The 18,451-nt window shown below is 45.0% G+C and carries 15 protein-coding genes and 1 pseudogene; 11 read left to right on the top strand and 5 right to left on the bottom strand.

Going from position 1 to position 18,451, the window contains the following annotated elements; translation table 11 throughout:
- The first annotated feature begins 70 nt into the window (after positions 1 to 70).
- The 3 genes from HM131_RS02175 (at position 71) to HM131_RS02165 (ending at position 3,424) form a co-directional block, all read left to right on the top strand.
- A complete protein-coding gene (locus HM131_RS02175) occupies positions 71 to 424 on the top strand; it encodes a protein YmzB (protein WP_085027500.1) in 354 nt (117 codons plus the stop codon).
- A 200-nt stretch (positions 425 to 624) separates the two neighbouring features.
- On the top strand, positions 625 to 2,124 hold the full coding sequence (locus HM131_RS02170; protein ID WP_085027498.1) for an esterase/lipase family protein: 1,500 nt from the start codon (positions 625 to 627) through the stop codon (positions 2,122 to 2,124).
- 202 nt (positions 2,125 to 2,326) lie between these two features.
- Positions 2,327 to 3,424 carry a hypothetical protein gene (locus HM131_RS02165; RefSeq protein WP_085027496.1) on the top strand — a complete coding sequence of 366 codons (1,098 nt, stop codon included), beginning with the start codon at positions 2,327 to 2,329 and terminating at the stop codon, positions 3,422 to 3,424.
- Between the two features lie 46 nt (positions 3,425 to 3,470).
- Here the strand turns inward: HM131_RS02165 and HM131_RS02160 are convergent, their stop codons facing one another.
- The 3 genes from HM131_RS02160 to HM131_RS02150 all read right to left on the bottom strand — a co-directional run bounded on the left by HM131_RS02160 (position 3,471) and on the right by HM131_RS02150 (position 6,054).
- Positions 3,471 to 4,724, bottom strand: coding sequence for a CYP152 family fatty-acid peroxygenase CypC (locus HM131_RS02160; protein ID WP_085027494.1), 1,254 nt, complete (start codon positions 4,722 to 4,724; stop codon positions 3,471 to 3,473).
- Positions 4,725 to 4,854: 130 nt separating this feature from the next.
- Positions 4,855 to 5,562: an EGFR-like transmembrane domain-containing protein gene (locus HM131_RS02155; RefSeq protein WP_085027492.1), complete on the bottom strand. Its 708-nt coding sequence runs from the start codon at positions 5,560 to 5,562 to the stop codon at positions 4,855 to 4,857.
- Positions 5,563 to 5,694: 132 nt separating this feature from the next.
- Entirely contained in the window at positions 5,695 to 6,054 is a 360-nt protein-coding gene (locus HM131_RS02150; protein ID WP_085027491.1) for a hypothetical protein, read from the bottom strand.
- A gap of 224 nt (positions 6,055 to 6,278) precedes the next feature.
- Here HM131_RS02150 and HM131_RS02145 point away from each other — a divergent pair, with 224 nt between their 5' ends.
- From HM131_RS02145 to HM131_RS02120, 6 genes are all read left to right on the top strand, one after another.
- Complete coding sequence (locus HM131_RS02145; protein WP_085027489.1) at positions 6,279 to 8,369, top strand: helix-turn-helix domain-containing protein; 2,091 nt, start codon at positions 6,279 to 6,281, stop codon at positions 8,367 to 8,369.
- A 152-nt stretch (positions 8,370 to 8,521) separates the two neighbouring features.
- Complete coding sequence (locus tag HM131_RS02140; protein WP_085027487.1) at positions 8,522 to 9,547, top strand: TRAP transporter substrate-binding protein; 1,026 nt, start codon at positions 8,522 to 8,524, stop codon at positions 9,545 to 9,547.
- A 68-nt stretch (positions 9,548 to 9,615) separates the two neighbouring features.
- The gene (locus HM131_RS02135; RefSeq protein WP_232324917.1) at positions 9,616 to 10,113 is read left to right on the top strand and encodes a TRAP transporter small permease; all 498 of its coding nucleotides are present in this window, start codon (positions 9,616 to 9,618) and stop codon (positions 10,111 to 10,113) included.
- Positions 10,110 to 11,381: a TRAP transporter large permease gene (locus HM131_RS02130; protein WP_085027483.1), complete on the top strand. Its 1,272-nt coding sequence runs from the start codon at positions 10,110 to 10,112 to the stop codon at positions 11,379 to 11,381. The genes HM131_RS02135 and HM131_RS02130 overlap by 4 nt, the downstream gene beginning before the upstream one ends.
- 15 nt (positions 11,382 to 11,396) lie before the next feature.
- Positions 11,397 to 12,581, top strand: a complete 1,185-nt coding sequence (locus HM131_RS02125) for a M20 family metallopeptidase (RefSeq protein ID WP_085027481.1) — start codon at positions 11,397 to 11,399, stop codon at positions 12,579 to 12,581.
- On the top strand, positions 12,574 to 13,872 hold the full coding sequence (locus tag HM131_RS02120) for a Zn-dependent hydrolase (RefSeq protein WP_085027479.1): 1,299 nt from the start codon (positions 12,574 to 12,576) through the stop codon (positions 13,870 to 13,872). Before HM131_RS02125 ends, HM131_RS02120 begins: the two co-directional genes overlap by 8 nt.
- 80 nt (positions 13,873 to 13,952) lie before the next feature.
- Here HM131_RS02120 and HM131_RS02115 read toward each other — a convergent pair whose 3' ends face one another.
- Positions 13,953 to 15,221: a tetratricopeptide repeat protein gene (locus HM131_RS02115; RefSeq protein WP_085027478.1), complete on the bottom strand. Its 1,269-nt coding sequence runs from the start codon at positions 15,219 to 15,221 to the stop codon at positions 13,953 to 13,955.
- Between the two features lie 371 nt (positions 15,222 to 15,592).
- Between HM131_RS02115 and codB the strand changes: the two genes are divergently transcribed.
- Both codB and codA read left to right on the top strand, forming a co-directional pair.
- Positions 15,593 to 16,849 carry a cytosine permease gene (gene codB / locus HM131_RS02110; RefSeq protein WP_085027476.1) on the top strand — a complete coding sequence of 419 codons (1,257 nt, stop codon included), beginning with the start codon at positions 15,593 to 15,595 and terminating at the stop codon, positions 16,847 to 16,849.
- Positions 16,846 to 18,090: a cytosine deaminase gene (gene codA / locus HM131_RS02105; protein ID WP_085027474.1), complete on the top strand. Its 1,245-nt coding sequence runs from the start codon at positions 16,846 to 16,848 to the stop codon at positions 18,088 to 18,090. Before codB ends, codA begins: the two co-directional genes overlap by 4 nt.
- A gap of 98 nt (positions 18,091 to 18,188) precedes the next feature.
- On the opposite strand, the pseudogene HM131_RS02100 reads toward codA, so the two are convergent.
- Positions 18,189 to 18,449: pseudogene (locus HM131_RS02100) on the bottom strand (L-lactate permease); the annotation flags it as partial.
- Positions 18,450 to 18,451: the final 2 nt, after the last annotated feature.

The raw sequence follows: 18,451 nt of genomic DNA, 5'->3' as shown, positions 1-18,451 counted from the left end.
ACGAAAGTATAACGCATAAACTGTATGATTCCTCCCTGCTTGGAAAATATAAAAGCAGGAGGGTTGCTACATGAACGAGCGAACGTTGACCATTGAAGAATTTAACGATTTACTCCAGCAATGGAGCGGAAAGACGATCCGTATTACAAAACACGAGCTTCGAGACCAGGATACGGTGATCATGAATCTTGATCACATTGATTATTCACGCGATACGAGAAGAATCGATGATTACGAGCCGATGCACGCGCTGCACTTACACGGCACAGGACGAACAGAAACAGACCTGGAGAATTTCCAGCCGGTTCCCTCCTCCTACTATGAGATTCCTCTCGAGGATACGACGCAGTATCAATTCAACGACACGCATTTTTCGTTAGTCACCGATAGAGGGACCTACACCATCCAGCTGCTTGGTTATTAAGGTAAGGCGTTTGTTCTAACAAAAGGAACAGACGCTTTTTTATGTGAAAAAGTAACTACATAAAAGTCTGTCTCCCCCTCTTTTTTTCCTGTTTTTGAAAAAGACTTGGACTAACCTGCCCACTCCCCCGATAATATAGATGGGAAGCCCTCTTAGACAAGCCTCATGATCTCCCTAATACGAAGTAGAGGAGATAGGAAATGGTAAAGCTAAAGAAGTGGTTCGTAGTATTTATTGTCTTGCTTTTTTTCGCCCCACCAATTAGTTATGCAGGTTCCATCAAAGATGGTTCATCAGGAACTCCAGGACAGTGGTATCTCGGAAAAACTCCCGGTTCGGTTTCTGACCCCAAACTTCCAATTCTATTTGTCCACGGCCTCAACAGCTCATCTGAAACATGGTATGAAAATAACAATATGTACACCACTGCTTACCAAAACGGCTACGAAACAGCCTTCATCGATTTATACCCTGACAAAAACATGTGGGACAACGGCGCACTTTTAGCAGAAAAAGTGAAAGAAATGTATGCGCACTTTGGAGAAAAAGTGGTGGTCGTCGCACATAGTAAAGGCGGAATTGATACCCAAGCAGCGCTCGTCCATTACGGAGCCGCCCCTTATATCGAACGAATGATTACTTTGTCTACGCCTTATCAGGGCTCTCAATTAGCCGATCTCGCCTATAGCAGCTGGGCAGGCTGGTTAGCCGGTATTCTTGGAAGCAAAAACGATGCGACCTATTCGCTGCAAACCGGCTATATGAGCTATTTCCGCTCTGAGACAGACAATCAGCCGAACGTCTATCAAACGCCGATCTACACCATGGGCGGAACGAAATGGGGCAGTTTCGGAAGTTCACTCTACTGGGGTGGCTTATATTTGAGAGCGTATGGCAGTAACGATGGTGCCGTCACCGTAAAAAGCTCTAGGCTCGAATACGCGAACGAAATTAAGGTTGGCGACTGGAATCACACAACGATCAAAGAAGGTTCTTCCACGTTCAACCTTTTCAAAAATTATTTAAGTGAAAGTGTCTATTCTTTTGCCAACCTCCAGGCCGCAAGCTTAGGAGCGAGTGATCAGAAAGAGATGCAGGCAAGTAATTACGTAAGCGGTGGTGAATACACAGGGACAACCGAAGAAACAATCGATGTAGAAAAAGGGGTCGAAGCGATCACGGTCAACTGGTCGAGTGACCAAGCGGCAACAAACCTAACACTTGTTTCCCCTGATCAAACGACCTACACGCATTTTTCAACCGATCAAGATGAAACAACCTATCTACAAGGCGCCTATCACCATACGCTTACGATCGAAAACCCTGGCGCCGGAGAGTGGACCCTTCAGGCAAAGTCGCCTCAAAAAGACCATTACCTGTTAAATATCTCTTTTGATAGCCCATTAAATGATCTACTCAGCACGACGATGGCAGAAGACGACATGAAGGTTAAAATAAAGGATCAAAAACTGAAAGTGAAAACAGATATGACCATCGAATATTATAAAAACGGCAAACTGAAGCAAGGAAAAGTGAAAGCAAGCAAGAAAACAGAGGATACCTTCAAGCTTCCAAACCTTGGTGAAGGCATCTATAACATGACCATGGATATTCACGGAACCTATGACAAGGAACCTTTTCAACGTACGATGATTAAGTCTGTCTATGTGGATGATCAGGGACAGCTGTATTACGAGTAAGACAAAATCATCAATATGATCAGCCGAACCCCTCTCCTGAAGCAAAGGAGAGGGGTTTTAGCGTTTAATGCTTTTTCTTCATTTGAGTCAAATTGGTATATGGCAAAAAAAGGATATGTTAAACTTCTAGAGTATTCCTTTTCACCCTTATTTTAGAAACTGAGACACTTTGGTAAAACCATACATAAAGGAAGTGAACACCATGAAAAAGGCAATCCTGTTTATATCTATCTTTCTAGTAATCTCTTTTTTAGGAGCTTGCTCAGAAACGACCTCCTCCACAAATGACAACGAGGACAAGACCTCTCAATCAGAGGAAGCAGCAAAAGATAAGAAAGAAGGAGAGAAAGAGGAAAAGCCTCCGCAGCCCTACAAAGCGGTCAAGCCCGATGAAGACGCTAACCCTCTCAAAGAAAAAATGACCGAAGAAGAACTTGAGAAAATGCCGGTCGTTGAAGCCCATGGAGGCAAGCGCAAGCGGATGATTCCCGTCGGCGAAACGCTTGTTAATGGGGCTAAAGATCAAACCGACGGGCCACTTAAGGATCACCGACTCGTGATGTATTACGGTCACCCGAATTCGACAAACATGGGTATTCTCGGTGAAATGGAACCAGAAGCTTTGATGAAAAATCTGAAAGAACAAACAAAAGCTTACTCCAACGCAGATCCTGAACGCCCAGCGATTCCGACGATTGAATTGATCTCAACCGTGGCGCAGCGTAACCCTGGTCCTGAGGGAAAATACTATCATAGGACCTCTCCAGAGCAAATTGATGAGTATGCCAAACTTGCGAAGGAACACGATGCCCTGTTAATGCTCGATATCCAGCTCGGGACGGACTCGGTGTTAAACCAGGTTAAGCTGATTGAAAAGTGGCTGAAGCTGCCTTATGTTCACCTTGCGATTGATACAGAGTTCCACGTTGGTGAAGGAGAGACGCCGGGGATCAATCTTGGACAAGTCAACGGCAGAGAGGTTCAAGAAGCCGTTGAGTATATTTCCAAGATGGTTGAAGAACAAAACCTGCCGGACAAAATCGTCCTCGTCCACCAGTTCATGGATGAAGCCTTGACCAATAAAGAAGCGATCAAGCCGACGGACAACGTTGAAGTTGCGCTGAATTATGATGGCTGGGGACCGTCTTCGACGAAGATGTCCCTGTACAGAAAATTTGTGCGTAATGAAGCCGTCCAATATGGCGGATTTAAAGTCTTTTACAAAAAGGATGAGCCGGTTTTAAGTGCGGAGGAAGTATTGAAGCTCGACCCGAATCCTGCGATCATCAATTATCAATAAGATAGAAAAGCCATGGAGATACTGCCTCCATGGCTTTTTTACCCATCTATGATTGAACTCCTGTCACTTTCACTTCACTCTTTGGTATGCTCGGAATTTCTTTTAAACTGAACCCTAGGTTTTGCTCGGGCACTTCAAAGGAAATCCGGTTAACGAAATGATCCAACGTCTCCTTTAACACTTCAATGGTCAGCCACTCCCCAGCGCAGCGGTGACCGATTTCAAATTCGCCTCCTCCATGAGGAATGAAGTCAAACGGATGACCGTCCCACGATTGGAAACGCTCCGGCTTAAAAAGTTTTGGGTTTTCCCAGAGCTCAGGGTGATGATTGGTTCCATATAAATCAAGCAGCGTCAACGTGCCTTGTTTGAATGCGTATCCATCCCACGTAAAGTTTCTATCCACACGTGCTGCGGCAAACGGAAAAAACGGATAGTAACGACGGACTTCCTGAATGAAATACTGCAGCTCGTTTTCATCACCCGTACGAACTTTTTCCACTTTTTCAGGATGTTCATGAATGGCTAGAACAAGAAAATCAATATAGACAGAAATCGCAACCATCGGACGGAGCAAATTCAGAAGCTCTACAGCCACTGTATGTTTATCTAAAAGATCTCCATTCTCATCCCGATGCCACGAAAACTGATAAAGCGCCCGGTCTTTCGAGGTAGCAAGCTTCCCTTTACGTACTTTCTTAACGAGGTCCTCGATCCATTTCTCCGCTTTCGAACGGGATCTTCGGCCTTTCCAATGCTTGAATCCTACAGCTGTAGGAGATTCATACATATCGCTTAACTCTTCCGCCCACTCGTCAAGCTCCTCATCGTAAATCGGCACGCCTGTCCACGCAGAGGCCACCCTCGTCATGGCTTTCCTAGCTTCATCGTAAACTTTGAACGGCTCTTCCTTATTGAGATCCCTCATAGCAAGCTTCAAAGCTTTCCCTGTCAGCGAGCGGACCTCTTCCAGCGATTCCTTCGTCATTAACGACATGAACATCTTTTTGCGATTCAGATGCGCTTCTCCGTCCAGTCCCTGCACGCCGCCTTCGCCAAACAGAGTTTTTTCCGCTCGTTTCGGCGCAGCGTCTTCTCTCCTGAATTTGTCATTGTCATAGAAAATTTCCGCTGCCTCTTTTCCCACAAGACAAATCACCGGTTCTCCCATCAGCATCGTTTCAAATACATTGGAGTGAAACGTATGACTCCGGTTTAAGATGAATTGATACCCTTCCTGCAGCTGCTGCAACGTATGGTCAGCACCTGATTCTTTCGGCATAGATCGTTGCTCCGCCATTTTTAACCCTCCTATTTTTTGGATATTCCTTATCTTTTTTCCCTAAGGAGAAGGGTTAAAACGGGTTCCAGGACAAAAACGATCGTGCCTGACTTAGTTGAGCTGATACTCGTCCTGATGGCCCCCGACTCTAAGTCGAAGGATGATCACGGTTCTTGTTTCGTTTGCGAAGGATCAGAAAAACAACGACAGCAGCAATCACCAATCCTGCGACCCCAGCGATTACGATATTGCGCACATTCGGCACCCCTACTTGTACCATCATGTTCGTCGTTCCAGCCGTTTTGATGTTCCAGGTCAACTCGTTACCGTCCACCGCATCCGCATTGTGTGCCTTAGGTGATACGGGTAAATCGAGTGTAAACGTCAGGTCGAGCTGGTTGGAAACAAGCTGCTGCATGCCTCCTAATAGACCAGAGTTTTCAAGATCCACCACAGCTTCAATCTTATACATGTCGGTAAAAACCCCTTCTTCTACCGTCATATCAATATTGTCTGAAAGAGCCGCGCCTACTCCCATTTCCGTCATTCCACCGGTTGCTTGAAGGTTCTCTGCCTCTCGAACGTCTTCAAACGATTTCGTCGCCTGAAACCCGATGTAGCCTTCTTCGTTGTAAGATTCAACGTTGTAGCCCTGGGTAAACAGCTCTTCGGTCGCCGATTCAACCATCGAATGTCCTCGTTCACCGAGTCGTTCGTATGCCTCTTCTTCAAATCCGATGGTTACAACACTTTCACCACTGCCGTCTTTGTTGATCTTCAGCTCATAATTCCCTTTAACGCATGCCGTCAACAGCGTTAAAGCAAGAATAGCCAAAAGGATATGTATTCGTTTCATCGTGATCTCTCCTTCAAAAAGTTCCTTCCTTTTATTGTACATGGACAAACCCGATAGTAGGGCAAGGAGTGCTTAGGCTCATCCAAAAAGTCCAGCGGCAGAAGGGAGCTGAACTTTTTGAACAGGCTTAAGCTAGAACTTGAATCCAAATACTGCAACATCGACCGCATTGATGCCGGAGCCACTTTCAGATTCAGCCTTTACGGCAATGCCGAGACCTGGGGCATCATAGGTTTTTGTATATTGCTCTCCTGGAAAAAGAGTAACCGTATCCAGCACCAGAAAACTGACCTGATCAATTTTCATAATCAATTTAAACGTCACCGCGCCCTCAGACACGACACGGTTTCCAATAAAAAGGCGAATCGTATAAAAAGGCTGGACAGAAATCGTTTCCGTCGTTGCACTTACCGTCTTTCCAGCCCTGATCGTCTTCCCGCCTGGTTCCGTGACAAAAAGGAGATTGTTGCCAAACTTGATTCGTTGAGACATTAGGTCCCCCTCCCCTCACCGCGTCTCTTTACATCTTATGTGGATAGACTGGGAATTAGGAAGCGGAATCTCATTATTCATCTATTTTAAAAGATGTACACGCGTATCAGGGTGGCAGACGTAAGCACATACTATTTGCAGTCCCTTGCTCTACATAAGGATGAGAGATTTTTGCATCACCATAAATGATAAAATAAAGAAACACCAAACGACGGAGGGATCGTATGAGTAAGGCCTACCAATTGCTTACAGAATCGATTATTCAATATGCGGAAGCGATATCGTTTACTATCTCAGAGATTACTATCTCTTATAAAAATAAACTTCTCTATAAAGAAACGCTCGCACATGAGGGTTCAAATCAAGTAACGACCGTCAACCATGATTCCTTCACGATTAAACTCACAGCCACGAAGGGATCTCCTCAATTAAAAAGCTTTGTAAAGCAACAAATTCAACTATTATCCCCACCTGCAGATGTTGAAGATAAAGGGAAGGACCTTTTATTAAATTTATCAAGGACCCTTGCCCTATACCAAAGGCTAGATGATGTTCTCCTTAGAATTATGGATATGGCGATGGATGTATTCCCTGTCTCGGATTCATGCAGTTTGTATATTTATAACGAGAAAAAGGACACCCTGATCCCACGTGTGACACGTGGATTCAATTGGCAGCACCTGCAAAACATCCGCTTCAAACCAGGCGAGTCCCTCACAGGGTTTACGTTTCAAACGAAGAAGGCTCAGATTTTTCATCACACGGATGAAGTTTATCAAGGCATGTCGTCGATGTCAGAGGAGAACTGGAAGCATTTTTACGCTTCTACACCGGACAAGGATGGAGAAAAAGTAAAAGCTCAAAGCGCTATGTGCTGTCCGCTTATGATTCAAGAGGACTGTATCGGGGTAGTCAGCATCAACTCTTTCCGTGAGGTCGGCCATTTTACAGATGAAGACCTGGAGTTGTTAAAAGCGATTTGTAACCAGGCAGCCTTCGCTGTCCACCGGGCTTCCCTTTTTACTGAGCTTGAGAACCAGGCCGACAAATTGATGAAGCTGAATCATGATATCCAACTGAAAAATCAAACGCTTGAACAAACGTTGCATAACCACAACCAATTGATGGATATGGCACTCGAACAACAAGGAATGGATTCAATTATCACTTTTATCGGTGATCGTTTAAATACATCCGTTTTTTTATATGATGAATTCAGACAACTGCTTTCCTCCATAGTCAATGGAGATATCCCTTTCGAAGGATCCATACCTCCCTTCTTAGAAACGATGACCCCTGACCGGGTACAACCGATTCATCTGCCCGAATATGGTGTGGTGGTCGTCCCTGTTGTCACAAGGATGGAAGCACGCGGCTTCCTTGTCGTTGTGACTAACCATTGGCCGCTTAACCATATGGAGAAAATGTTGATCGAAGAAGCACAGAACATCATCGCCATTGAACTCTTAAAACAGGAAGCCATTTATGAAACGAAACAAAGAATCCAGGGGGAGTTTTTAGAAGACATTCAAGGAAAAGTAGATATCAATGTCCTTGTTGACCAGGCGAAATTACTTGGTTTGAGTGATCGTGAGACTTATTTATTTTTCGGCATCCACTTTGATCATACAAACCAGGATTATGATTGGAACGTAAGAGAAACGAAAAGTTTACATCATCTTGTAGAGGGATTTATAGCCAACCACTTCAACAGCAGCATCATTTTTAACAGAATTAACGGGTTAAGGGGGATTATTGGCTTTCCAACAGAGGTGAAGGAAGAATCCGTACGTCATCAGATGAATCACTTTATCGACCAATTGGACAATTATTTGAGGAAATATTTTAAAGACAGGTCTTTCTCCTATGCAACAGGTCGGTTAACGCCTTTGGAAGAAATCAGGAAGTCTTATAAAGATGTTTGGTATTGTATTGAGATATTCAACCGTCACAAACGTCCCAACCAACGAATGACCTACCGGGAAGCAGGCGTTGCCAAAATGATGATGAACAATACAGAAGAAGAACTTTATCAATTTGTCGTTGATCATGTAAAACCATTGATGGACTACACGAATCAAAACAAACGGGACCTTTTAGAAACATTGGAGAAATATTTATTCAATCATCAGCATTTAAAAGAAGTCGCGAAAGAACTCCATCTTCATAGCAATACCTTGAACTATCGATTAAAGAGACTAAGTGAGATCTTAGAAGCTGATATTCGTGATGCCGAAGTCATTTTCCATCTGCGGATGGCCTGGAATATTATGAACCTCTTAGGAACAAAACAAGAATGGCTCTATCGTGCATAAAAATCCCCTTAAACGATTCTTTATTCACCGCACTTGTTGAAATTTCAATAAAACTATAAAATATTTGTTGTTTTACACAATAAAATAACCGAAGATGTCCGATACAATGTATTTAAATATTCAAAAAATAAAAACAACAAGGGGTGCATGAGATGAAAAGATTGATCGTTCTACTACTAACACTAGTTCTTGTTCTTGCTGCATGTGGCGGGGGTGGTGACTCTGCTTCGAATGCGGAAGATGGAGAATTTAAAGAGCAAACGTGGAAAATCGGCTTTAACACCGTAGAAGGCTCTGTCCGAGACGTAGCCGCTAAAAAGTTCAAAGAAACCGTAGAAGCTGAAACGGACGGTGCCGTAACGGTAGAAATTTATCCTAACGAAGAATTAGGCAGTGCTCAAGAGATGATTGAATCCGTTCAGGTCGGTGCTTTAGATATGCAAATTGCCGGTGCAAACATGATGGCCAATACCATTCCTGAATACGCGACTCTTTCTCTTCCATTCTTAGTTAAAGACTTCGACGAAGCTCATGCTGTTTTAGATAGCGAAATTGGCGACAAGCTGAAAGCCATGGGAGAAGAACAGGGAATCAAAGTCCTATCTGATGTTGAACTTGGGTTCGCTCAAATTACCAACAACGTACACCCGATCAATAAACCAGAAGATCTAGAAGGATTGAAAATGCGTTCACCGAATGATAAAAGCCTGATTGAAACCTTCAAAGCATTAGGAAGCTCTGTTTCAACGATGCCATTCACAGAAGTTTATCTAGCTCTTTCTCAAGGAGTCGTTGATGGGCAGTTCAACCCGCTTGATGCTATTTATGAAACAAAATTCCATGAGGTCCAGGATCATTTAGCCCTGCTTAACCTCACTTACTATTACTCCTATTTCATCATGAACCAGGGAGCGTTTGACGGACTAGACCCTGAACTTCAAAAGATTGTCCAAAAAGCTGCCAATGAAGCAAGAGATGCTTCCTATGAATTCACGGCTAATAAAGATGAGGAAATGCTGAAGCAAATGGAAGATTCTTTTGTAGAAATCACGGAACCTGATGTAGCACCTTTCCAGGAAGCAGTGAAGCCAGTTTATACAAAAATGGAAGATGTCATCGATCCTGAACTTATTAAAGAAGTTGAAACCTTCCTAGAAGAGTACCGCTCAGAACAATAACCATGAAGATCAGCGAGTATCTTTCTTCTCGCTGATTTTCTTATTAATGGAGAAAGTTGGTGAATGAAATGCTAGACAAAATCACATCAAGGTTCGTAAAGCTTACAGAAATTATTGCGATCCTTCTGATGGTTTTACTAACGTTAGTGGTGTTTGCAGAGGTTCTGTCCAGGTATGTCTTCAACTATCCGATTTCCTTTTCTACTGAGCTCACTCAGCTATTTTTCCCATGGATGATTTTTCTTGGGACCGTCGCTGTTACCAAGAATGAAGATCATTTAAAAATAACGGTTCTCCAGGAGAAAATGGGACGAGGCGTTCAATTAGTCATGCAAATCTTCGGCAAAGCAGTCATGCTTATCTTTTCTATATATATGGTTTATGCCAGTTACCTTCTGGCTCAGGCCGTCCGGATGCAGCCTCTGCCTATGCTGCAGATTTCTAAGTCCTGGTTGTATATTTCGGTGACCGTATCCTTTACGTTTGTAGCTATTTTGTTAGTTCTTCAAATTATTTTGTTGATTACTAGAAAAAATGTAGAGATGAAAGGAGGAGAAGTCCAGTGATTACCGTAATGATTCTAAGCTTTTTCGTCATGCTTCTATTCGGGGTTCCGATTGCTTTCGCGATGGGCGGGTCAGCGATTCTATTTTTCATGGTCGAAGGCATTCCTATTGAGTTAGCCGCTCAGCGCTTCTTTTCCAATTCTCAATCGTTCGCTTTTCTAGCGATTCCGTTCTTTATTCTGGCCGGTAACTTGATGATCCACGGGGATATCGCCCAAAGAATCATCAAAGTAGCGGATTCTATGGTTCGTCAATTGCCCGGGGGACTTGGGTGCGTGTCCGTTATTACAAGTATGGGGATGGCCGGGGTCTCCGGTTCTTCCGTAGCCGACGCAGCTTCAACGGGAAGTGTCTTGATCCCTTCGATGAAAGAGAAAAAATATTCGTCTTCCTTCTCTGCTGCCATCAATGCGTCAAGTTCGGTTGTCGGGATCATTATTCCGCCAAGCAGTACGATGATCATCATTGCCTGGCTAGCCAATTTATCTGTCGCTCAGATGTTTTTAGCAGGGGTCATCCCTGGGATTCTCATCGGTTTAGCCTATTTAGTGACCACCGTCATTATTTCTGTTAAGCGTGGATATCCAAGAGAATCAATGCCTTCATTTAAGGAATTCTTTGTAAGTTTATTCAAGGCATTTTGGGCGCTTGTCCTTCCTGTATTCCTAATTGGAGCGATCGTGTTTGGAATCGCAACCGTTACAGAGGCTGCGGCACTGGCTGCCATCTACGCCTTTTTGATCGGAAAATTCGTATATAAATCCCTGACTTTTAAAGGGGTCTATGAATCGTTGAAAGAAACCGTTTATGGTACTACGGTCGTCATGCTGATGATTTGTACCTCTATGATTTTCACCTACGCCCTGATTTCTGAAGGGATTCCTGACTTAATTTCAAACTGGATTCTAAGTCTTGGATTATCCAATGCCATGGTGATTCTGTTAATGATCATCATTATGCTAGCAGCCGGGATGGTTATGGAACTTGTCCCTAACCTATTCATCTTCATTCCTGTGTTCTTCCCGATTGCAACAGGAGTTGGCATGGATCCTATTCACTTTTCGATTGTGATGCTTTGTTCATTTGCCCTGGGGTTATTCACACCTCCTGTAGGTTCAACCCTATTTATTTCTTGTCACATCGCTAAAGTAAAAATTGAAAATACGATCAAAGATATTTTTCCATATTTCATTACAGGGATCATTGCGATTCTACTAATCGCTTATATTCCTAGCTTAACGCTATGGATCCCTAGCCTATTCGAATAAGAGAGGAGGAGCATCATGTATGAAGGAATGATCGAGCAGCTAGAAAATGAATACCCTGAAATGGTCGCATGGCGCAGACATTTCCACGAAAACCCGGAGCTTTCCTTCCAGGAGGAAAAAACACCTATGAAAATTGCGGCCTTCCTGCGTGACCTCGGAGTGGACGATGTACAAGAAGCGTTCGGCGGACGTGGAGTTGTCGCTAAAATACATGGGGACCTTCCTGGAAAAACGATTGCGTTACGAGCGGATTTTGATGCCCTCCCAATTCAGGATGCAAAGGACGTCGAGTATAAATCCAAAGTTCCAGGCGTGTCTCATGCTTGCGGTCACGATGCTCACACCTCCATCTTGCTTCACACAGCCAAAGTGCTTTACGAGAACCGGGAGCACTTACAAGGCACCATTGTGCTGATTCATCAGTTTGCTGAGGAACAAACTCCTGGTGGAGCGAAACCAATGGTCGAAGCCGGATGTTTGGAAGACGTTGATGTCATATTCGGCACTCACCTCTGGTCCACGTTCCCAGAAGGAAGCATTTTCGTCAAAAGCGGTCCATTGATGGCGGCTTCCGACCGATTTCATATTCACATCCATGGGAAAGGCGGTCACGGTGCTCTCCCACAGGAAACCAGGGACCCAATCGTATGCGGTTCAGCCATCGTCCAAAGCTTACAGCAGGTGGTAAGCCGGAATGTTGATCCGCTCGAATCAGCGGTTCTCTCTTTTGGCGCTTTTGAATCTGGCGGTCCTTTTAATGTGATCCCGGATACGGCGCGGATCACAGGTACGGTCCGCACCTTTTCTACTGATGTACAGGCAATCGTCAAAGAACGAATGGATGAAATCGTCCGTCATGTAGGAAAAGCCCACGGGATGGAATGCACCCTGGATTATGATGACGGCTATCCAGCCCTGATCAATCATGAAAAAGAAACCCAATACGTTCAACAAGCAGCATCTGAATTGTACGGAGAGGAACGCTGCCGGGATATGAACCCGATGATGGGTGGCGAGGACTTCGCTTATTACTTGCAGCAAAAGCCAGGAGTCTTTTTCTTTACAGGCGCTGGCCATCCAGAAGCCTATCCACATCACCACCCGCATTTTGATATTGAGGAAAAAGCCATGCTCCAGGCGAGTCAGATGTTTATCAAATTAATAGAAATGAGCAATAAGGAGGGAAGTCCGAATGGATGAACGAGTAAAAACGTGGAAAGAGGGATACACTTCCCTTCCCCGCCACCAGCATCTGCCGATGGATCGGTTCGTAGACTATTTCAATGCTATAAACAGCATCGGCGTGACAGAAGTCGGTGGAAATAGCCGCTTCCCTTACACCAAAGAATACAGAGAAGCTGTCAATTGTATAAAAGAGTGGATGAAAGAAATAGGAATGACGGTCCACGAAGACGCTATCGGAAATGTGTATGGAAAAATCAAAGGCATTAATAATCACAAAAGCTTAATGATCGGCTCTCATATAGATACGGTCCCAGATGGAGGGATGTTTGACGGCCTGCTAGGGGTGTTATCAGCCCTCACAGCCGTGGAAGCCTTCGTCGATCAAAATGGGATACCGAAATGGTCGATTGAGGTCGCAGCTTTTGTTGACGAAGAAGGCTCTCGTTTCAACCACGGATTATTTGGAAGCCGGGCGATGATCGGGGAAATCAGTGAGGATACCATCCACCACTATTATGACGACGAAGGGATTTCAATGGCAGAAGCAATGAAAGCCGATGGACTTCATCCTGAGCAACTCGAGAGCGTAAAAAGGGATATGGACCAGTTAATCGGCTATTTAGAGCTGCATATCGAGCAAGGAATTGTGCTGGAGGAAAATAACCAACAGATCGGTGTCGTAGATGGAATCGCAGGACCGGCAAGAGAAACGTTTACGTTCTTCGGAAGTGCCGACCATGCAGGAAACACACCGATGAATATGAGAAAAGACGCTCTGATCGGCGCAAGCCAGTTCATTTCAGCCATCGAAGAGCTTCCTGGTAAATTCAGTGAGACCGCCGTAGCTACGGTAGGAAAAATCACCAACTATCCGAATGGCACGAACGTCATCCCGGGAAAAACAGAGGTGACCGTCGATATTAGGGACGTAGAGGAAGAGGTAAGAGAAGAGTTGATCGAGGAAATCAAAGCGACCGCTCAGAAGATAGCGGACAAGCGAGAATTAACTCTGGAGATCTCAAATGGCATCCGCGTCCAGCCTGTCCGAATGAATGCTCACATGACGGAGCTGATTGAAAGCTCAACGAAAGATTTGAATCTATCCTATCGAAGAATGCCAAGCGGTGCCGGGCACGACGCGATGCTTGTCGGGAAGAAAGTTCCAGCTGGCATGATTTTTGTCCCTAGTCATAAAGGGAAAAGTCATACGCCAGAAGAATGGACGTCTATGAGTAATTGTCTGGACGGGATATTGGTTCTTGAAAGAACGTTAGGAAAAATTCTATCGACATATAAAGAAGAGTAAAAAGAGGTTGTCGCTTGCAACCTCTTTTTCTATTGATCTTTTATAAACTATAAGATTCATAGTAATGAGTTTTTAACCTGCTACGGAATCACTATTCCCTGGCTTTTCGCCAAATCATCCGCGGCGATCGCTACACCCTCGACCTTTGTACCCGGTTCTACCTTCGATTGAACGGATGGGTTCATTGGATAAGACTTCCCATCAAATTTGAGCCGCGCAAAAAAGCTTTCGATTCCACCACCAGCGACATATAAGATGATGTCTCTGTATCCATTCGTTTTCGTGCTGCTGATGATCACAGGATTCCTGACTAATGAGAAACGTGATAACAACTGATATTCCCCGTTTTTCTGGTTAAATATTGCGCCGCTGCATCCGCCTGTACCACAGACATAAGAACCTACAAGGTAGACGAACACTTCAGGATTTCCATCATTATTCAAGTCGATCTTGTTGTAAAAGTATCGGATTTTCTCCCCAGGGGGCAGTTGAAATTCTTTTTTTAGCGCTTCCTCGAGCCTTACATCCCGTTCCGTTTCTGAACAGACGTAAGTCAAAGCGGTAAAATCAATTCCGTCCTGATTTTTGAACGGCTCATATGGACACAGGTTTCTCTTTAGAGCCATCAATACTTCTCTTGACGGGTAAGGATAGTCGAAGGCTAACGCGCGCTCGATCGAGGCTAAAGCCTCCTGCCTTTTGCCTGTTTTGATCTGGGCATCAGCTAAGTAATACCAGTAGGTCGTCGAATCCTTTTTCTGCAGAAGCCGTTGATAGTAGTCCTCGACTTTTCTGAAATAGTAAGCATACACATCTTCCGGGAGAACAAATTGGTTATCTCTGAATCGGTAGACTTCTACTTTATACGCATCTCCTGTATCGTGCTTCCAGAGAGCCAGTTCGTACACACCGTCTCTTCCCTCTGCTCCCTCTACATCTTCAACATCAATCATACTGTAATACTTATTCCCTTCAACCAGATCCTTCAGCCCGTCTTCCGTCCATTCATAGATGCTTAGATCTGACCAGATTGCTCCTACCTGCCACCCTACAACCAGGTTATTTCGGCTCCGAACCTTGATGGGAGCCGCTCCGAAGCTCGTTATATTGTATCCCTTTCCTTTAACTGTATCCGCCACATACCAGTCACTTTCATAGTATTTTAAAACAGTGAGATAATGTTCCCCTCTGAAATCATACACACCGACGATCTCTGCTGAGTCATCTCCATCCAAATCTACCAAGCCGACTGCCGGCCGTCGATTTGGAGCAGCACCCCATTCAACAACCTTGGCTGTCGGCGGTAAAAACCGCTGGATGGTAGTAAGTGCATCGTCCCGGTACCACATACGGTTCCCTCCCCTTCTTATCCAAGTATATGCGAGGATCAAGGAATTAACGTTACGATAAATACCTCTAAACCTCTAGTACAATGAAGATTAATTCTTCTAAGAAAAACCTTTGACAATCCACCCTGATCTTTGTGATAATATCGACAACAACATACTGGTACCTTTAATTCAGTCCCGTGAGGCTGACAAGGACAGCGCGTAGAGAAAGATCAGTGGGAAACGTACACCCTTTTAGAGAAGTGATGTACCTTTCTCACCAAGAATCGAGGCTTCTTGTCGGACAAAAACGGCAGGAAGCCTTTTTTTGTCCGCGATCTTTCCCGCTCTCCGGTACCGGTGTCTAACTACAGATACTGGAGGAATGAAAGATGAAAACAACACAAGGCGATTTTGCATTAACGGCTGTGCCTCAGTCAGAACGACAAGGATTTTGGAAGATGCTTATGGTGATGATGGGATTGACCTTCTTCTCCGCAAGCATGTGGTCAGGAGGTACGCTTGGTGCAGGATTAACGTTTGTACAGTTTATGGCGGTTGTATTAATCGGAAACCTGATCCTCGGGGCTTACACCGGCGCCCTCGCTTATATTTCTGCGAAAACGGGCCTTTCCACGCACTTATTGAGCCGCTATGCTTTCGGTGAAAAAGGCTCTTACCTTGCTTCTTTCCTGCTTGGGGGAACGCAAGTCGGCTGGTTTGGCGTCGGAGTAGTCATGTTCGCACTACCCGTTCAAAAAGTGACCGGCCTTGATATGACCTGGCTAATCGCTGGGGCAGGAATATTGATGACCGCTACCGCCTTTTTCGGAATGAAAGCATTGATGCTCCTCAGCTTCATCGCTGTACCCATGATTACGATTTTAGGCAGCTTTTCTGTATTTAAAGCGACCGAAAGCATGGGTGGCTTGGAGCAGCTTCTGCAGCACGCTCCATCCGAGCAACTCGGACTTGCGGCTGCGCTTACGATCTGCATCGGATCCTTTATCAGCGCTGGCACATTAACACCAGACTTCACCCGTTTTTCAAAAACTAAAAAATCGGCCGTCACCAGTACCGTCATCGCCTTTTTCATCGGGAACTCGCTCATGTTCTTGTTTGGGGCCATTGGAGCGATGGCAACAGGAAAAGCGGACATCTCTGAAGTCATGTTCACACAAGGTCTGATTATCCCGGCGATTTCGGTCCTCGGCTTAAACATCTGGACAACGAACGATAATGCGCTCTATGCTTCTGGACTCGGCTTTTCAAGCATTACGAAAATCAGTAAAAACAAAGTAGTCATTTTCAACGGTATTCTCGGAACGTTGACGGCCATGTGGCTGTATAACAATTTCGTTGGCTGGCTCACAATGCTCGGCTCTGCTCTACCTCCGATCGGAGCAATTATCTTAATCGATTACTATCTTTATAGACGTAACCATTCAGCTGCTTTCGCCCAGCAGTCGTTCCAACAAGTAAAATGGACAGGCATCATTGCCTGGGCGGCAGGCGTCGCGGCAGCCCAATGGGTACCTGGCATCGCTCCCGTGAATGCCTTGATTACTTCTATTCTTGTTTATACCATCACATCTAAGTTGTCTGAACAATTCGCAGCTAACAAGATGAAAGAAGGAGAAGTTGCATGATTATTAAACAAGCTAAACTGCGAGGCAAGGAAGGTCTATGGTCCATCCGAATGGACCAAGGCATCATCCAGGAAATCTCGCAGGAACAAATAAATGAAGACGATTCAACCAATATTGATGCAGAGGGATCGCTCGTCCTCCCTCCTTTCGTAGAGCCTCATATTCACCTGGACACTACTCTCACAGCAGGAGATCCGGAATGGAACAAAAGTGGAACCCTATTTGAGGGCATACAGCGCTGGGCAGAGCGAAAAGACAAGCTCACCCATGAGGACGTAAAAGAAAGAGCCAAGCAAGCGCTTGAAATGCAAATAGGAAACGGCATTCAGTATGTCCGCACCCATGTCGATGTGACGGATCCTGAACTAACGGCTTTGAAAGCTCTTATAGAGGTAAGGGAAGAAATGAGTCAGGAAGTTGATCTTCAACTTGTTGCCTTTCCTCAGGAAGGCATCCTCTCCTACCCGAATGGCAAGGAGTTGCTGGAGGAAGCTTTGAAACTTGGGGCCGACGTCGTTGGCGCAATCCCTCACTTTGAATTCACCCGCGAGTATGGGGTCGAATCATTGAAGATCGCTTTTGACCTCGCTGAGAAATATGATCGATTTGTAGATGTGCACTGTGATGAAATTGATGATGAACAGTCGCGGTTCGTCGAAGTGGTCGCGACCGAAGCATTAGAAAGAGGGATGGGTGAAAAAGTCACGGCGAGTCATACAACCGCTATGGGTTCCTATAATGATGCCTACACGTCCAAGTTGTTCCGGCTCTTGAAGATGTCGGGCATTCACATCATCGCAAACCCGCTCGTCAACATTCATCTTCAGGGACGATTCGACAGCTATCCGAAGCGAAGAGGATTAACGCGAGTGAAGGAATTAAATGAAGCGGGCATCAACCTCGGCTTCGGACATGATGATATCTTCGATCCATGGTATCCGCTCGGAACCGGCAACATGCTTCAGGTTCTTCACATGGGGCTTCATCTCTCTCATCTGATGGGATATGATCAAATCAAACAGGGCATGGATTTCATTACTGAAAACAGTGCCCGCATTTTGAACTTGAATGAAGGATACGGTCTTGAAGCTGGACGTCCGGCCAACCTGATTATTCTTGATGCGGAAGATGAATACGAAGCGGTTAGAAAGCAGGCTGCCGTACGCTATTCAATTCGCCATGGCAGGATTTTGGCGGAAACGAAACCGAGTGAAACGACTCTGCATGTGAGTGAAAATTAGTATAATCGCATAAAGACCGGCTTGGAGGCCGGTCTTTTTTGTGGTCGGTATGCCGGTAGAGTACTTCTATGGTGCTTAAAAGTGTTCTATTAAAAACCCCAGACAGCCATGATGACGATGTAACCGATCGGCCACAGTCCATTGGCTATCCCGTGCAGGGAAGCAGAAACAGCTTTCGGAATCGGCATGTCAAAAAATAATACCGATACGAGAATACTTAGTACAAGGGTGAGAAAAGCGGCTAAGATCCCCTTCATTCTGAACCGTGTCAGCGCTAAAAAGAAGAAAAAGATAGGCAAAGCCGCGAATAGCGCAATTAAAAATACATTTCCAAAAGGGTCGTACTGTTGCAACCACATGG

Source organism: Halobacillus mangrovi, assembly GCF_002097535.1.
Lineage (GTDB): Bacteria > Bacillota > Bacilli > Bacillales > Halobacillaceae > Halobacillus > Halobacillus mangrovi_A.
The sequence above is the reverse complement of the archived record's forward strand: the minus strand, read 5'-3'. Positions and strand labels throughout refer to the sequence as shown.

Coding starts and splice junctions, on each gene's coding strand:
- HM131_RS02155 (WP_085027492.1), bottom strand. CDS start 5,562: ATGAAACGAATACATATCCTTTTGGCTATTCTTGCTTTAACGCTGTTG.
- HM131_RS02135 (WP_232324917.1), top strand. CDS start 9,616: ATGCTAGACAAAATCACATCAAGGTTCGTAAAGCTTACAGAAATTATT.
- HM131_RS02160 (WP_085027494.1), bottom strand. CDS start 4,724: ATGGCGGAGCAACGATCTATGCCGAAAGAATCAGGTGCTGACCATACG.
- HM131_RS02175 (WP_085027500.1), top strand. CDS start 71: ATGAACGAGCGAACGTTGACCATTGAAGAATTTAACGATTTACTCCAG.
- HM131_RS02165 (WP_085027496.1), top strand. CDS start 2,327: ATGAAAAAGGCAATCCTGTTTATATCTATCTTTCTAGTAATCTCTTTT.
- HM131_RS02115 (WP_085027478.1), bottom strand. CDS start 15,221: ATGTGGTACCGGGACGATGCACTTACTACCATCCAGCGGTTTTTACCG.
- HM131_RS02150 (WP_085027491.1), bottom strand. CDS start 6,054: ATGTCTCAACGAATCAAGTTTGGCAACAATCTCCTTTTTGTCACGGAA.
- codA (WP_085027474.1), top strand. CDS start 16,846: ATGATTATTAAACAAGCTAAACTGCGAGGCAAGGAAGGTCTATGGTCC.
- HM131_RS02170 (WP_085027498.1), top strand. CDS start 625: ATGGTAAAGCTAAAGAAGTGGTTCGTAGTATTTATTGTCTTGCTTTTT.
- HM131_RS02145 (WP_085027489.1), top strand. CDS start 6,279: ATGAGTAAGGCCTACCAATTGCTTACAGAATCGATTATTCAATATGCG.
- HM131_RS02125 (WP_085027481.1), top strand. CDS start 11,397: ATGTATGAAGGAATGATCGAGCAGCTAGAAAATGAATACCCTGAAATG.
- HM131_RS02140 (WP_085027487.1), top strand. CDS start 8,522: ATGAAAAGATTGATCGTTCTACTACTAACACTAGTTCTTGTTCTTGCT.
- codB (WP_085027476.1), top strand. CDS start 15,593: ATGAAAACAACACAAGGCGATTTTGCATTAACGGCTGTGCCTCAGTCA.
- HM131_RS02120 (WP_085027479.1), top strand. CDS start 12,574: ATGGATGAACGAGTAAAAACGTGGAAAGAGGGATACACTTCCCTTCCC.